This window comes from Romboutsia sedimentorum (assembly GCF_030131845.1).
GTDB classification, from domain to species: domain Bacteria; phylum Bacillota; class Clostridia; order Peptostreptococcales; family Peptostreptococcaceae; genus Romboutsia_D; species Romboutsia_D sedimentorum.
Window position 1 is genome coordinate 281,415 of record NZ_JASKYM010000002.1, and the last position, 16,583, is coordinate 297,997.

Annotated in this window: 15 protein-coding genes; all 15 read left to right on the forward strand. The window is 25.3% G+C overall.

The genetic code is table 11. The annotated features are described in order from the left end of the window. Positions 1-62: 62 nt before the first annotated feature. The 15 genes from sigK (at position 63) to smc (ending at position 16,546) form a co-directional block, all read left to right on the forward strand. On the forward strand, positions 63-713 hold the full coding sequence (sigK, locus tag QOZ84_RS06520; protein WP_284132150.1) for an RNA polymerase sporulation sigma factor SigK: 651 nt from the start codon (positions 63-65) through the stop codon (positions 711-713). Positions 714-1,430: 717 nt separating this feature from the next. Next, positions 1,431-3,398, forward strand: coding sequence for a PAS domain-containing sensor histidine kinase (locus QOZ84_RS06525; RefSeq protein WP_284132151.1), 1,968 nt, complete (start codon positions 1,431-1,433; stop codon positions 3,396-3,398). 30 nt (positions 3,399-3,428) lie between these two features. Further along, positions 3,429-5,882, forward strand: a complete 2,454-nt coding sequence (locus QOZ84_RS06530) for a PAS domain-containing sensor histidine kinase (RefSeq protein WP_284132152.1) — start codon at positions 3,429-3,431, stop codon at positions 5,880-5,882. Positions 5,883-5,942: 60 nt separating this feature from the next. Then, positions 5,943-6,791 (forward strand): shikimate dehydrogenase, encoded by an 849-nt coding sequence (gene aroE, locus QOZ84_RS06535; protein WP_284132153.1) that lies wholly within the window; start codon positions 5,943-5,945, stop codon positions 6,789-6,791. Between the two features lie 101 nt (positions 6,792-6,892). Then, entirely contained in the window at positions 6,893-7,252 is a 360-nt protein-coding gene (locus QOZ84_RS06540) for a hypothetical protein (RefSeq protein WP_284132154.1), read from the forward strand. A 16-nt stretch (positions 7,253-7,268) separates the two neighbouring features. Then, positions 7,269-7,802, forward strand: a complete 534-nt coding sequence (locus tag QOZ84_RS06545) for a hypothetical protein (RefSeq protein ID WP_284132155.1) — start codon at positions 7,269-7,271, stop codon at positions 7,800-7,802. Positions 7,803-7,822: 20 nt separating this feature from the next. Further along, positions 7,823-8,245 (forward strand): hypothetical protein, encoded by a 423-nt coding sequence (locus QOZ84_RS06550; protein WP_284132156.1) that lies wholly within the window; start codon positions 7,823-7,825, stop codon positions 8,243-8,245. Then, a complete protein-coding gene (locus QOZ84_RS06555; protein WP_284132157.1) occupies positions 8,235-8,768 on the forward strand; it encodes a hypothetical protein in 534 nt (177 codons plus the stop codon). The genes QOZ84_RS06550 and QOZ84_RS06555 overlap by 11 nt, the downstream gene beginning before the upstream one ends. After that, positions 8,765-9,271 carry a shikimate kinase gene (locus QOZ84_RS06560; protein ID WP_284132158.1) on the forward strand — a complete coding sequence of 169 codons (507 nt, stop codon included), beginning with the start codon at positions 8,765-8,767 and terminating at the stop codon, positions 9,269-9,271. Before QOZ84_RS06555 ends, QOZ84_RS06560 begins: the two co-directional genes overlap by 4 nt. 53 nt (positions 9,272-9,324) lie before the next feature. Then, positions 9,325-9,771: a type II 3-dehydroquinate dehydratase gene (gene aroQ, locus QOZ84_RS06565; protein ID WP_284132159.1), complete on the forward strand. Its 447-nt coding sequence runs from the start codon at positions 9,325-9,327 to the stop codon at positions 9,769-9,771. 169 nt (positions 9,772-9,940) lie between these two features. Then, complete coding sequence (gene efp / locus QOZ84_RS06570; protein ID WP_026900485.1) at positions 9,941-10,498, forward strand: elongation factor P; 558 nt, start codon at positions 9,941-9,943, stop codon at positions 10,496-10,498. Positions 10,499-10,583: 85 nt separating this feature from the next. Next, complete coding sequence (locus tag QOZ84_RS06575; protein WP_284132160.1) at positions 10,584-11,000, forward strand: CD1247 N-terminal domain-containing protein; 417 nt, start codon at positions 10,584-10,586, stop codon at positions 10,998-11,000. A gap of 159 nt (positions 11,001-11,159) precedes the next feature. Beyond that, positions 11,160-11,861: a ribonuclease III gene (rnc, locus tag QOZ84_RS06580; RefSeq protein ID WP_284132161.1), complete on the forward strand. Its 702-nt coding sequence runs from the start codon at positions 11,160-11,162 to the stop codon at positions 11,859-11,861. Between the two features lie 33 nt (positions 11,862-11,894). Next, positions 11,895-12,965, forward strand: a complete 1,071-nt coding sequence (locus QOZ84_RS06585) for an elongator complex protein 3 (protein ID WP_284132162.1) — start codon at positions 11,895-11,897, stop codon at positions 12,963-12,965. A gap of 26 nt (positions 12,966-12,991) precedes the next feature. Then, entirely contained in the window at positions 12,992-16,546 is a 3,555-nt protein-coding gene (smc, locus tag QOZ84_RS06590) for a chromosome segregation protein SMC (protein ID WP_284132163.1), read from the forward strand. Positions 16,547-16,583 lie beyond the last annotated feature (37 nt).

The window sequence follows — 16,583 nt, forward strand, 5'->3', positions numbered from 1 at the left end:
CAATTTAATACGGCCACCTTCATATAATTTAAAATGAAACATCAGAAAGAGGGGGTGGCTCGTTGACTATTCTCAAATCGTTTGAAAAACCATTAACCCCTGAAGAAGAAGTTACTTATCTAACAAAATTTAAACAAGATAAAGATGAAAATGCAAAAGACGTTTTAATTGAAAGAAACATGAGATTAGTAGCGCATATTGCTAAGAAGTATAACAATTCTAGTGAAGATCAAGATGATCTTATATCCATTGGTACAATTGGTTTAATTAAAGCTATAGAAACCTATAATGTAGACAAAGGCACGCGATTAGCAACATATGCATCAAAATGTATAGAAAACGAGATATTGATGAATATAAGAACTAATAAAAAAAATAAAGTTCAAGTATCTCTTCAAGATCCTATTGGAATGGATAAAGAAGGAAATGAGATTAGCTTAATTGATGTATTAGGGACAGATATTGACTATATAATAGACCAAGTTGAATTAAAAGTTCAAATTGGGAAATTATATGAGCAATTAGAAACTATATTGACTAAAAGGGAAAAAGAAATAGTGCTTCTGCGATATGGATTAACTACTTGCGGATATAAAACTCAAAGGGAAATAGCACAAAAACTTGATATATCTAGGTCGTATGTATCTAGAATTGAAAAGAGAGCTCTTAAAAAACTTAAAAAAGAGTTGAAACCAGAAAAAAGCCTATCATAGGCTTTTTTTTGTTTTGTTATTAACTGATATTTATTCATAAAGCGTACTAATTAGCTAAAAGAAATTAAATATTTTATGTTATTTTCTAAAAAAGTATTTTTTATGCGATTTAATAACAAAAAACAATAATTTATAGCAAATAATTTTACTTGAAACGAATCAAAAACTGACAAAAAAATTCTGAATAGTATGCTAACATAACATATATAGTAAAAAAAAATACTATTATAAATCTATATATCATAATTAAAAAGAAATATAAAAATTTTATATTTTAAAGAAGTAAAATAAAAAAGGATGGTGGATGTTGTGATAGATTTATATAAGAATATAGAAAATTTAGAGTTATTGAATTTAATTATTATTGCTTCTATACCTTTTATTTCCTTTGCTTTATATAAAATATCTAAAAATAAATTTTTTCTTTGGTTATTACTTATGTATGGTAGTGAAGTAATGCTATACATAAATAAAAGTAAAATAGATACAAAAATTTCCTACTGCTTAGTAGCCTTAATTACAGTTAAGACACTCTTAATTATAAAAAACAAAAAACAATTTAAAATAAAAAAGTTTTCAATTGTTTTTTTATTATTTCTAAATATTATAGCTTTTTTTAATTTAGCAAATGGATATAAAAACAATTTAATTTTAGATATAATAATAAATTTAACTATAATCAATATAGTTATTCTTAATTACATAAAAAGTTTCACAATGGAACTGAAAATAGACAAACAAAAATTAAACTTATATAAAAAACACATATCATCATCTGCCAATGAAATAGATCTAGAGTGTAGATTGCAAAGTCAATATAAAGATGAAATTTTAGAATTAAATACTAAAATAAGTCAATCTATAGAAAAATCAGACAATCCTATATTTATCTTAGATAATACTAAAAATTATATTTATAGCAATGAATCATTTAAAAAATTAATAAAGCTAGATAAATTAAATGAATATGAATTTGATATATATTTATACTTAAATTTAAAATTTACAAATAGTGATGAGGTTATTAAAGGAATAAATAAAAACTCTAGTAAAATTGTTAAATCATATGATGGAAGGATATATAAGTTCATAAGTAAAAGAGATATCATAGAAGGCAAGAATATAATAATATGTATTTTAAATGATATAACAGAAAGTATGATGATACAAAATGAACTAGCAGAAAGTGAAGAGAGATGCAAAAAATTAATGGATATATTAAATGATGGTGTAATGATTCACGATACAAATACTATTACTTATATAAATAATAAAGCCATTGAGTTATTTGAACTAGAGGGAAATTCACACTCAGAAGTTTTAATAGATAATGTAGAAGCAAATATAAATAAAAAATTTAGAAAAAAATTTATTGATAACATAAACTTAGTTCAGTTTGGCAAAAAAGATAAATCTACAACTAAAATAGAAACAAAAGAAGGTAAAACTGTAGAATTCATAACAACAAACATAGTTTTAAACAATAAAAAGATGTTGCTTAGCATAGCAATTGATATAAGTATTTTGGAAAATGCTCTTACTGAAATAGAGCAAAGTGAAAAAACATATAAATTATTATTACAAACTTTACCAGAGGGAATAATAATAATAGATAAACAAACTAATAACTATATTTATAGAAATAAAGCTATGATTAAAATTCTTAAGGATATAGGCGTAGATAATCTAAACAATATAATAAAAAAATATTTGAACAAACATGAAAATGGAAGTTTTAAAAAGTTTACTGTAAATAATGGGCAAATAAGAGATATTAATATAGCGATAATAAATAGTAGCGAAGAAAACACTTTTGTAGTAGTTGTAAGATTATTAGATGATAAGCAAAAAGCAGAAAAAATGAAAGAAACATTAGCACAAATTAGTGATAAATATAGATTTAAAACTGAATTTTTAAGCGATTTATCTAATGATATAAAAAAACCAATAAATACTATATTTGAAACTAATAAGATACTTTATTTAAATAAAGACAGATATGATTCACAGTATATAGATAACTATACTAGATTAGTAAGACAAAATTGTTATAGGCTTATGAGATTACTTAACAATATTCAAGAAATAGGAAATTTAGAAAATGGAATGTATAAAATTGATTTGAAAAAATATGACATTATAAAATTAGTAAAAGACTTAGTTGAAAAATCTAAAAAATATACAAATGAGAAAGGTTTAGAAATTAAATTTAAATCAAATGTAGAGAAAAAAATATTTGCTATAGACAAAGAAAAAATAGAAAAGATTATATTGAATCTTTTATCAAATTCAATTAAATTTACTGAAAAAGGAGGAAAGATAACTATTTCAGTAATTAGTGAAGATGAAGAATTAAAAATTTATGTAAAAGATACAGGTGTAGGTATACCAGAGGATAAGATAGATCTTATATTTGAAAGCTTTGAACAAGTAGATAGAACTCTATCTAGAGGTGCAGAGGGCAGTGGGATAGGGCTATCGCTAGTGAAAAAACTTGTAGACGCACAAGATGCACGTATAAGTGTAAAAAGTGAAGTTGATAAAGGTAGTGAGTTTATTATTATATTAAAAGATAATATACATCAAAAACAACTGGCTAGTGAAGTATCTAGTGGATATGATTTTAGTGATAATGAAAAAATAGATATAGAATTTTCAGACATATATTTTAATTACAGCTATTAATGGATAAATATATATAAAAGGAGTAACGGTATGTACAAATATATAAATGTATTTAGTATATCAATTTTTCTTATGAGTTTGTATATTCTATGGGCAAGTTGGAGTATAAACAAGACAAAACGAAATGGAATTTTATTAGGAATATTAGTAACCATAGTAAGTTCTAAAATTTTATATATAACTATGAATGAAGGGGCTTTAAATTTAAATTATATATATAAAGTAATGGTAGTATTATTGATAATAAAGATAAACATAAGGGCTAGCCAAAATAAAATACCTAGAGCTTTGATTTTTATAAATTATATGTTAGGAATTATTAATTTATATATTACGATGTTTTATAATACTAATATAGACACTATATTAATAGGTTCTTACTTATTAATGAGTGCTTTATGCTTAAGCTTTACCGTAATATATGTGAAAAAGCTTAATGCAAAAGAAACTCTATTGCTAACTTTAATATATCTAGATTTATTTACTTTTATATTAGTTAAAGAGAGAGCAAATTATTTGTACACAAATAATATAGTAGATATTACAATTTCTATGTATGTATTTTTAAGCATATTTAAAGCAGATATTGTAGATGCAAATAATAGAAAATTAAAAATGAAAAGTGAATTAAACAAAGCAAGTATAACAAAAAAAATTAACCTTGGAAATTTAGAAGTTAATAGAAATATAAGCAATATGATTAATGAAAGCTTATCTAAGAAGCAAATTTTAATGAAAACTATAGTAGATGAGTATAATAGATGCACATTTATAATAGATAGTGAAGGGTATATATTAAATGAAGATAATAGTTTTTCTAAAATGTGGAAGAAGTATTCAAAGTATAACTATAAAATAAATTTAAATGCTTTTCTAAACAACAATATAAAAAATACAAATGATTTTATAAAAAGTATAAATAAAGTTAAGCAAAAGGGTGTAGAGGTACATGGTGAACTTAGAGGAAAAGAAGGCGAATTTTTTGAATGCACATATGCACCATTTATAATAAGTAATAAAAATATAGGCGTTATATGTTCGATGAAAGATATTACTTATAAAAAGAATAGCGAAACAAAAATCAAAGAAAATAATACGAAATATAGAAAAATAGTAGATAATATACCTTATTCTATATTAATTACACATGAAAATAACATACTCTATAATAATAATAAAAATGATGAAATAGATTTTTACAATGAAGATATAAAAAATATTATAGTGGATGCATATACAAGTGGGGAATTAAACTATACTTGTAAAAATAACAAGGAAGTGTGCTTAAATGTTGATAGGGTAAGTTTTGATGATATAGAAAGTGAAAAAAATTTAGTGGTTATAAGAGATATAACAAACTACAAAAAAATACTGAAAGATGTAGAATATAGCAAAGAAAAATATGAATCATTAGTAAATGTAATACCAGAGGGCATATACTTATCAAATTATGACAATAAAGTAATTACTTATTCTAATAAAATGTTTTCAAGATTAATAGATAAAGATGGGTTAAATAAAATTGAAAATAGTACTATAACGTTAGGAAAAAACAACGATAACTTTAAGTTTATGAGAAAAATTATAACAAATAAATATGGAGAAATAGTTAACGTTGAGAGTGGAGAAATGCTAATAGAAGTAAACAACAAAATTAAAACAGTGGGGATTATAAGAGATATAACTGAACAAGTAAAAACAGAAGATATGGAACGAGAAATTGAAGTTAAGAAAAAAGAAAATGAGATAAAAACAGAGTTCTTTGTAAACATATCTCATGAATTAAAGACACCATTAAACGTAATATCTTCATCAAATCAGTTATTAGAAATTATGAATAAAGATTACATAAGCAAAAACCCTGATAGTGAAATTTCTAAATCTGTACAGATAGTAAAAAAACATTCATATATGCTAATGGGGTTAATTAATAATATAATAGACTTAGCTAAATTAGAATCGAAATTTCATGAATCAAAAATGGACTACTATAATATAGTTAGTGTTATAGAAGATGTGTGTGAAGAATTCAATAAACATGTAAAAATAAATGATATAGAAATCTTATTTGATACTGATGAAGAAGAAAGAATTGCTAATGTAGACCCAAGTGATATTGAAAAAATAGTTTTGACATTATTATCGATGGTTATAAGGTATTCATATAAACATAGTACTATATGTGTTGATTTGAGCAGCTATGAAAATAAAACTAAGATAACTATCAAAAATAAAGGTGGATATGATTACAATAGATACCTAAATGATCAAGAGAGAAGAAGTTTAGATATTGGAGTAGCTGTGGCTAAATCAATGATGGAATTATATAAAGGAAGTATAGATATAAAAACAGGATCTAAAAAGGATATTGAGATTAATGTGGAAATAGAGGTAAACAAAGAAATTGACAACTATAAAAAAAGAGCGAAGTCAAATGGAGATGAATTTATTTACACAGAATATTTAAGAATGTGCAATTTATAAATAAAATGGTATAAATTAACAAATATATGACAATAAAAATAGATAGGAGTATATGCAAAAATGAATTCAACAACTAAAATTATAGGACTTTTAGGACATCCGGTTAAACATAGCTTTTCCCCAGATATACATAATTACTTATTTGAAAAGTATAATCAAAATAGTGCTTACTGCTGTTTTGATGTTGAGGAAGACAAATTAAAAGAAGGTGTAGAAGGTATAAAAGCTTTAGGAATCAAAGGTTGTAATGTTACGATACCTCATAAAGTTAATATAATAACTCATCTGGACAATATTGATAAAAATGCAAAATTAATAGGAGCCGTAAATACTGTAAAAAATGAAAAAGGAAATTTAAAAGGATATAATACTGATGGATCAGGCTTCGTAAAAGCTATATTAAGTAAAGGTTACGATTTAGAAAATAAAAAAATAATGATAATAGGAGCAGGAGGTGCATGTAGAAGCATAGCTGTAGAATTAGCTTCGAAAGGTGTTTTATCTATAGAAATTAGAAATAGGAGCATAAACAAAGCTAGTGAAATAGTTAGAACAATAGAGAATAATTTTAGTACAAGGATTTTATGCTCAACAGAAATTATAAAAGAAAATGATTTAGATGACATAGATATATTAATAAATACAACACCTATAGGTATGGAAACTGATTTATGCCCTATAAGTGAAAGTATAAGTTTGAGCAAAGATATATTAGTTTGTGATATAGTATACAAACCGCATAATACAGCATTTATAAAATGGGCAAAAAGAAATGAATTAGAAGTTATATATGGAATAGATATGCTTATAAATCAGGCACTACATGCATTTTACATATGGACAGGAATTGAACCAAGTAAAGAAGATGAAGAATGTATAAAAAATCTTTATAAAAAAACTATTGAATAGAAAATCTTATATTTATAATCTTATCTGCATTATTACTTAAAAATTAATACAACATATATAATGTATTTGTGGTTTGAAATTAATTATTAAGGAGATTTAAATTGAAGGGAAAACAAGATGGTTTTGTATCCATTGAATGTATAATGAGTATTTCTATAATATGTATTGGAATATATATTATATCGACATCTTTATATAGTAGTTATTGTTTTATAAACTACAATAAAGAACAATTCCAAATGCTAAATATAGCTAAGTCTAAAATAGAAGATGCTAAATATTATGTTAAAAATAGTGGATTAAAAATAGTAGAAAATAGCTATGATGTAGAATGTGAAAATGGGTATAAAATAGATACAACTATACAAAAAGATAGAGATTACTATCAATGCTATAAAATTAATGTAGGTGTATCGAATAAAAAACATGATATAAGGCTTAATAGCTATGCAACACAATAATAAAGGATCTATATTAGTGACTACATTGATAATATTTTCTATAATATTAACAATGGTTATGACTTGTATAGGATTACATTATACTAATTCTAATATTTTTAATTTGGAATATAAAGAAACTGATATGACTGAAATTGGTTATGGAGCTATTGAGATAGTTAATAGCAACATATTAGAATCAGTTCAATACATACTAAAAAACACGTCTAATAAAGATGAATTTAATAACTATTTCTTAGGAAATAACTTTTTAATTGAGATAAAAGATATAACTAAAAGTGAATTAAAAGGAGTTTCAATAAATGTGCCAAGTAATATAAAGATAGACAATACAAGTGGAACTTTAGAATTTAAAGTGATTAGTGATGTAGTAGATAATAAATATAGTAAAAAATTTCAGGCTAGCGTAAAAATAAACAATCCTTTTTTTAACTCGGTAAAAGATTTTGATGAAAATTTAAAAGAAGACAAAGATGATAATGTTGAAACTGACATAAAAGAATATAATATAAAAGAAATAGTAAAAGTATATGATTACAAGGAGATATAAATTATGAAAAGAGAAGGAATGTGACATTAGTAGAATTAGTGATAACCATAAGTGTAATGCTATTAATATCAACATTATGTTTTTCAAAAGAAGATATAACTAAGCATCAAATAAATTTATTTACAAAACAACTTTGTTCAGACATAAGATATATAAGAAAAACGAATATGCTAGGAGATTCTAATACATTTATATATTATAAGAAAAATAAAGATGCTATTAGTTATGTTCTAAGATCTAACGGAAAAGATATTAAAGAAATTAAATTGCCTAATAATGTAAATTTAGAATATATTGAAGAGAAGATGTTTTTTAAAAGAGATGGATCACCAGATCCAAAAGGCCAAACCATAAGGGTTTATGACAATAAAACTAAAAAAGAAATAACAGTAGTACCTGTAAGCGGAAGAGTGCTTTTAAAGGAAGGGAAGTATGAAACGTAAAGAAGGATATTTGCTTTTAGAGAGTATAATTTCTTTATCGGTTATACTAATAATAATATCTATACTTTATTATTTATTATTTTTTTCGTATAATACTAAAATTAAGCTTGAAGATAAAGTAGAATTGCAACAACAAGCTAACGAAATGAGTAGATATATAGAAGAGACCATAGGGGATTCTAAAGGATTGATTAGTATAAATTCTAAAGATTTAAACTATGGCGATTCTATAATAGATGCAACATCTATAAAGTGTAGATATAAGAATGACATAAATAGTATAAAAGATAAAGAAATTAGTTTGAAGCAAAACTTAAATAAACTTTTTATAAATAATTTAAGCAATAGTGGAAATAGTGAGCAAGGCGGATATGAAATAGGGGATTACATAGATAATATGTATGTATCTGTGCATCAGCAAGGTAAATTTATAAAAATAAAGTTAGAACTATCTAAAAATAATGAAAAATTACAAACAGAATTTAAAGTAAACATAAGAAACTTTGAGGGAGAGCAGATATGAGAATAATATTAATTGGTTTTATGGGAGTAGGAAAAACTGTAGTAGGAAAATCATTAGCTAAAAATCTTAGTATCAAATTTATAGATATGGATAATGAAATCGAGAAAAGAGAAAATAAGATTATATCTGATATATTTAAAGAATCTGGAGAAGAATATTTTAGAAAATTAGAAAATGATTTATTAAAAGAGTTAGTAAAACAAGATAACATTATAATTTCAACAGGCGGTGGAATAATTACAAAACAAGAAAATATAGATATATTAAAACAAGAAAGAAAAGTTGTTTTTTTAGATGCAAATGTATGGACAATACAAAAGAATGTATCTAAGGAGATAAATAAACGTCCATTACTTAAACAAAGCGAAAATATAGCTGAAACTATAGATAATCTTTTGAAAAAAAGAATAAATAAATATAATGATACTTATAACATAAAAATAGACATAAATGATAAAAATATAAATGAAGTAGTTAGTGAAATACTTGTTCACATTGGATAATATATGATATTATTAAGGTAGTAAAATTTGTAATCAATTTGTCGGGGGTGCTTATGAACATTATAGTAATTAATGGACCCAACTTAAACATGTTAGGGAAAAGAGAAAAGAGTATATATGGAAAAAATACTTTAAGTGATTTGGAGACATACATAAAAGAAGAGTTTAAAGTATCGGAAAATGATTTATGTATAGATTTTTTTCAAAGCAATCATGAAGGTTGTATAATAGATAAAATACATGATGCTATGGGTATTTATGATGGAATAGTTATAAATCCAGGTGCTTTTACCCATTACAGCTATGCTATTCATGATGCCATTAAATCTATAGATATTGACGTAGTAGAGGTTCATATATCTAATATTCATCAAAGAGAAGAATTTAGACAAAAGAGCGTTACAGCAAAAGCTTGTATAGGTCAAATATCTGGACTTGGATTTGATAGTTACATATTTGGAATAAGAGCTTTAATGAATCAAAATAAGATTTTATATTAACTCAAACTATATCAATAGAACTTGACAAGATTACAATAGGATATATAATTGAAAAAGGTATGGTGATATATATACATATGCATAGATTGCAAAAGAATATAGAATTATTTAATAATGAGTATCACCAAACCATAATAAAATAAAATTATTTTTATATGGAGGAACAAAGATGGTTTCAGCAAGTGATTTTAGAAAAGGTGTAACATTTGAAAAAGATGGACAACCATGTTTAATAGTTGATTTCCAACACGTTAAACCAGGTAAAGGTGCAGCGTTCGTAAGAACTAAATACAGAAATTTAAAGAATGGAGCAATAAGAGAAGAAGCTTTTAACCCAAGTGATAAATTCCCTAAAGCTCATATAGACACAAGACAAATGCAATATTTATATAGTGATGGAGATTTATACTACTTTATGGATGAAGAAACATTTGACCAAATTCCTTTAAACTATGTTCAAGTTGAAGAAGCTATAAAGTTCTTAAAAGAAAATGAAGTTGCTACTATAAGATTCTACCAAGGACAAGCTTTCCAAGTTGAAGCTCCGAACTTTGCAGAATTAGAAGTTGTAGAAACAGAACCAGGAGTAAAGGGTGATACTGCAAATAACGTAACTAAAGCAGCTACAGTAGAAACTGGTGCAGTTGTTCAAGTTCCTTTATTCATAAATCAAGGAGACAAAGTAAAGATAGACACTAGAACTGGAGATTATTTATCAAGAGTTTAAGAATCTATGTATAAAAAGCTGGTATATCTTAATAATAAAGATGTACGGGCTTTTAATTTATATAAAAAGAAAGAGAGGGGTATCTATGAAATATTTATATGAAGAAGTTGCATACCTAAAAGGATTAGCTGAAGGACTAGAAATAAGCACTGAAAGCAAAGAAGGCAAAATAATACATAAAATAGTAGACGTATTAGAAAGTTTTGCAGATGCAATAGTGGAGTTAGATGAAGAACAAGCTGATTTAGTAGAATATGTAGAATCTATTGACGAAGATTTATCAGATATAGAAGACGATATATACGAAGATGGTGATGACGAAGACGAAGAAGAGCTTAGCTTCATAGAAATGGAATGTCCCAATTGTGGAGATTTGGTAGAAGTAGATGAAGAATTACTATACGATGATGAAGTAGATGTAGTTTGCCCTAATTGCCAGGCAATTATATTATCAGCAGATGATAATGATGATTGCATGTGTATAGATTTAGACGAAAACTAAACAAAGAATAGAGACCTATGAGATTTAAATCTCATAGGTTTTTCTGTATATGAAAGAAGGGATATAAAGGGGAATAGAATATAAATGAATTTTATTTTGCAATACTTCTAGAAAAATAGTACACTATAATCTAGAGATAATTAACTCGGAGGTAGTAGTATGAAAATAAATAAGAAAATATCTGATACTATAGATAAGTTTGAAAATATAATAGACTATAAATTTGAAAATAGAGAATACATATTAGAAGCTCTTACTCATAGTTCATATTCTAATGAAAATAAAGATTATAATTTTAATGAACGATTAGAGTTTTTAGGTGATTCAGTTTTAAGTATAGTTGTAAGTGAATATCTATTTAAAAAAGAAACAAACCTTCCAGAAGGGGAACTTACTAAATTAAGAGCAAATATAGTATGTGAAGAGTCATTAAGTGATGCAGCTAATGAAATAAATCTTGGCGAACATATGTTACTTGGAAAAGGTGAGGAAGCTACTGGAGGAAGAAAAAGAATATCGATTATTGCAGATGCATTTGAAGCAGTTATAGCAGCCATTTATTTAGATGGTGGTATAGAAAGTGCTAGAAAATTTGTACTAAACTATATGGAAGATATAATATGTGATTCTAGAAAAGGTAAAATATTTAGAGATTATAAAACACACCTTCAAGAAGTACTACAAGGTAAAGGTGAAAATAATATATGGTACAAACTAGTAGAAGAAAAAGGACCAGACCATAATAAGAGCTTTGTTATGCAAGTTGGTACAAATGAGGAAGTTTTAGGTTTAGGAGAAGGAAAAAGCAAAAAAGAAGCAGAGCAATTAGCTGCAAAGGTGGCACTAAAAAATAACATATAGATCAAATAAATATTATCAAAAGGATGACATTAAATGAAAAAAAGAATAATTCCAATTTTTGTACCTCATCAAGGTTGTCCTCATGACTGTATATTCTGTAATCAAAAAAAAATTACGGGTGTAAGCACAGATATGACAAGTGACGATGTAAGGGGTATTGTTGAAGAATATTTAACTACGATAGATAAAGATGCAATGGTAGAAATTGCATTCTTTGGAGGCAGTTTTACAGCGATAGATGTAGATATACAAAGGTCTTTATTGTCTGTTGCAAAAGAGTATGTAGATAAAGGTGTAGTGCATGATATTAGAATGTCTACAAGACCTGACTGTATAAGCCAAGAGATACTTTCTATGTTAAAAGAATATAAAGTTAGCATAATTGAATTGGGTGTACAATCTCTTGATGAAGATGTGTTAAAAGATAGTATAAGAGGTCACCATACAGACGAAGTGTTCGTAAGTTCAAGACTTATAAAAGAAAATAATATAAAATTAGGTCTTCAAATGATGGTTGGACTACCATCAGATAGTGAGCAAAAATGTATAGATACAGCAAGACATTTTATACACTTGAACCCAGATTGTGTAAGAATATATCCTACATTAGTGGTTAAAGAAACGGGGTTAGAAGATTTATTGAACAAAAATGAATATAGTCCATTTTCTCTAGAACAAAGTATTGAGATAGTAAAGAAACTTTTAGCTTTATTTTATGTTAATAATATAAACGTAATAAGAGTTGGTCTACAAGCTACTGATGATATACAATTAGGAAAGGCCGTAGTTGATGGTCCGTATCATCCCGCATTTAGAGAATTAGTTGAAGGTAATATGATAAAAGACTACCTAAAACATATTGTTATAGAAAATAAAGTTACAAGTAGTGTATTAATAAAAACAAATAAAAAAAATATATCTAAAATAATAGGAAATAAAAAGTGTAATAGTATTTATATGAAAAATGAATTAAGTGTAAACTTAAAAACACAAGAAGAACATATTGATATAGATAAATTAGAAATTGTGTTAGATAATGATAAAATAGTTAAGATTGATTTTAAAAGTATCTATGCAACTTTATATAATATTTACAACCTTTAGTTTTAGCATTGAAGGGAGAGAGAAACGTGTATTTAAAAAGATTAGAACTAAAAGGATTTAAATCCTTTCCTACAAAAACAGACATAATATTTAAAGAGGGTATAACTGCAATAGTAGGTCCTAATGGTAGTGGTAAAAGTAATATATCTGATGCTGTTAGATGGGTTTTAGGGGAGCAAAGTATAAAAAGCCTTAGAGGTGACAAACTTGAAGATGTAATATTTGCAGGGACAGACACTAAAAAAGCAATGAATTATTGTGAAGTTGCCCTTACAATAGACAACTGTGATAATAAGCTAGATTTAGATTTTAATGAAGTTACTATAAAAAGAAGAGCCTATAGAAATGGAGAAAGTGCATTTTTTCTAAATAACAAAAGTTGTAGGCTTAAAGATATAAAAGAAGTACTGCTAGATACAGGAATAGGAAAAGATGGGTATTCTATTATAGAACAGGGAAAAGTTGATGAAATACTTAGTAACAATCCTGTAAATAGAAGAAAAGTTTTTGATGAAGCCTGTGGAATATCTAAATTCAGATATAAAAAGCAAGAAGCTGAGAGAAATCTAAAAAACACAAAAGAGAATTTAGAGAGAATAAATGACATATATATTGAAATTGAAAATCAACTAAAGCCTCTTTTTACTCAGCAAGAAAAAGCTAAAAAATATGAACAATTTAGTAAAAAGCTAAAAAATATAGAAGTAAATAGTTATATAAGAGAGATAGAAGGATTAGAAATAGAAATAAATGAAGTAAGCAAACATAGTCAACTATTAGAAAGCGATTCTACAGAAACAGAAAAACAAAAATCTCTTATAGAAAAAAGTTTTAATGAAACGAATAAAGAAATAGAAGATATAGATGAAAGCATCAATAAAGCTCAAGATTATATAAACAGCATAAAAACTGTAATATCTCAAAAGGATGCTCAAGTAAATCTTATAAATGAAAGAATAAAAAATCATAAAAGTGATATAGAAAGAAATCATAAAGAATTAAATGAAATAAAAGAAAAATTAGTAAAGAATAATGAAATCATAAGTGAATTGAACGAAACAAAGTTAAAAAATGAAGAAAATATAATTACTTTACAAGAAAACATAAGCTTATTAGATGAACTGAATACTAATAAAAAAGGTAAGATTGAAGATATAAATAATAATGTAGAAAATTTAAAAGACGATATAATAAGTATTTTAAATAAAAAACAAGAATCTAGTAGTAAATTATCTACACTTACGGCTAATATGGAAAATATAAACTCTAGAACTGAAAGTATAGATTTAGATATAAAAGAAATAAATAAAGAAATAAATGAAAAAAATGTAGATTTAAATGAGTCTAAACTTAGACATGAACGCAAAAAAGAAGAGTTAAATATACTTAATAATAGACAAATTGAAATGAATAAAAAACTAACTGATTTAATTAATGTAAACAATAACTTAGATAAACAAATTCAAAATAATAAATACAGTTTGAATGACTATAACTCTAAGGTCAATATCTACATTGAAATGGAAAATCATAATGAAGGTTTTAATAAAGGGGTAAAAGAAGTTCTTAAAAATAAAAACTTACAAGGTGTACATGGAGCATTAGGACAACTTGTAGGAGTAGATGCTAATTATGAAAAAGCTATAGAGTCAGCACTTGGTGCATATATGCAAAACATAATTACTAGCGATGAAGTTAGTGCGAAGATTGCTATAAACTACTTAAAGAAAAATAATTTAGGAAGAGTAACATTTTTACCATTAAATATTATAAAATCTAATAAAATAGATGTGAAAAATATTAGATGTAATACTAAATTTATAGGTTTAGCAAGTGATTTATTATCATATGATGAAAAGTATAAAAATATAGTTGAGAATATACTTGGAAGAACAATAGTGATTGATACTATAGATAATGGAATTAAATTTGCAAAAGAAACAAACCATAAATATAAAGTTGTAACTTTAGATGGAGAAATACTAAACCCAGGAGGTTCTTTAACAGGAGGAAGTTTTAGAACTAACGGGAATATATTATCTAGAAAAAGGTTAATAAATGAATACTCTCAAAAAATTCAAGATGCTAAAGAAGAAATTGAATTGTTAACAAATCAAAAAGAAGAATGTAGTCAAGACATAATCAACTATCAAAGTGACATAAATGAAATTAATAAACAAATAAAAGAAGTTGATAAAACTATAATAATTGAGAATTCATACATTGGAAAAGTAGAAGATGAGATAAAATCTTTAAAAATAAACACAGCTAAATTAGAAAATGAAAAAGAAAGTTTAGATTCTAACTTGAAATATACTTTAGAAAAAATTGAAAGCGTTAAAAAGAGTATATTAGAATTAGATAACAAACATAATGATAACAAGGATAAAATAGGTGAGCTATCTATAGTATTAAAACAATCAAGTGGAGTTTATGAAACTGACAAGATAAAATATGATGATCTAAATATAGATTTAGTGAAATATAAACAATTAAATACAAATACTTTAAGTGAATTAAATAGAATTGATAAAGAAAATCTAGAATTAAAAGAAAAACTAGACAGCATCCAAAAAGAATTTGAGATACACGGAGTTCAAACATCTAAACTAGAAGAAGAAATAGTTATAGAAGAAACAGAAAAGGTAAGTTTAAATAAACAGTTAGTTGATAATATTATAAACTTAGATAACAAAAAAGCTTCTAAAGAAGATTTAAAGAATAAATTAGAAGAACTAAACAAAGATTTAAAAACTATAGATAGACAGTACATAGACTTAAAAGAAAGTTTATTTAAAGTACAAGGTAAATTAGAAAGATTTAAATCTAGTCAAGAAACTTATAAAAATAGATTGATTGAAGAGTATGAAATGACTTTAGAACAAGCTGTAGAAATTAAAGATGATACTATAGAAATAGATAAAAGGATGCTAGAAAACCTAAAAAGAGAAATAAGAGTTCTTGGAAATGTAAATATGGACTCTATAAAAGAGTATGAAGAAGTAAAAGAGAGATATGATTTTTATAGTGAACAAAAACAAGATTTAGAACAGTCAATAGAAGCGATAGAAAAGCTTATATCAGATCTAGAAGAAAATATGAAGGCAGAGTTTAAAGTTAAATTTGAAAAAATAAATGAAAACTTCAAATATGTATATAAAAGGTTATTTGGTGGAGGTAATGGAGAACTTACTATATTAGATAAACAAAATATACTAGAAAGTGATATTGAAATAACAGCTCAGCCACCTGGCAAAAAAATGAAAAACTTAAACTTATTATCAGGTGGAGAAAAAGCTCTTACTGCAATAAGTATATTGTTCTCAATATTATTAGCTAAGCCAACGCCGTTTTGTATATTAGATGAAATAGAGGCTCCATTAGATGATGCTAATATATTTAGATTTGGAGAATTCTTAAAAGAATTATCTCAAGATACTCAGTTTATAGCAGTTACACATAGAAGAGGAACTATGGAAGCATCTGATTATATATATGGAGTAACTATGCAAGAAAAGGCAATATCTAAAGTTTTAAGCTTAAAATTAAATCAAGCTCAAGATATAACTGACATAATTTAAAACCATTTAGCAAGTAAATATATTTTACTTGCTAAAT

What these genes read in the sequence shown, in the direction of transcription:
- QOZ84_RS06525 (WP_284132151.1), top strand. Translation starts at nt 1,431, where the DNA reads ATGGAACTGAAAATAGACAAACAAAAATTAAACTTATATAAAAAACAC.
- QOZ84_RS06530 (WP_284132152.1), top strand. Translation starts at nt 3,429, where the DNA reads ATGTACAAATATATAAATGTATTTAGTATATCAATTTTTCTTATGAGT.
- aroE (WP_284132153.1), top strand. Translation starts at nt 5,943, where the DNA reads ATGAATTCAACAACTAAAATTATAGGACTTTTAGGACATCCGGTTAAA.
- QOZ84_RS06555 (WP_284132157.1), top strand. Translation starts at nt 8,235, where the DNA reads ATGAAACGTAAAGAAGGATATTTGCTTTTAGAGAGTATAATTTCTTTA.
- QOZ84_RS06560 (WP_284132158.1), top strand. Translation starts at nt 8,765, where the DNA reads ATGAGAATAATATTAATTGGTTTTATGGGAGTAGGAAAAACTGTAGTA.
- aroQ (WP_284132159.1), top strand. Translation starts at nt 9,325, where the DNA reads ATGAACATTATAGTAATTAATGGACCCAACTTAAACATGTTAGGGAAA.
- efp (WP_026900485.1), top strand. Translation starts at nt 9,941, where the DNA reads ATGGTTTCAGCAAGTGATTTTAGAAAAGGTGTAACATTTGAAAAAGAT.
- QOZ84_RS06575 (WP_284132160.1), top strand. Translation starts at nt 10,584, where the DNA reads ATGAAATATTTATATGAAGAAGTTGCATACCTAAAAGGATTAGCTGAA.
- rnc (WP_284132161.1), top strand. Translation starts at nt 11,160, where the DNA reads ATGAAAATAAATAAGAAAATATCTGATACTATAGATAAGTTTGAAAAT.
- QOZ84_RS06585 (WP_284132162.1), top strand. Translation starts at nt 11,895, where the DNA reads ATGAAAAAAAGAATAATTCCAATTTTTGTACCTCATCAAGGTTGTCCT.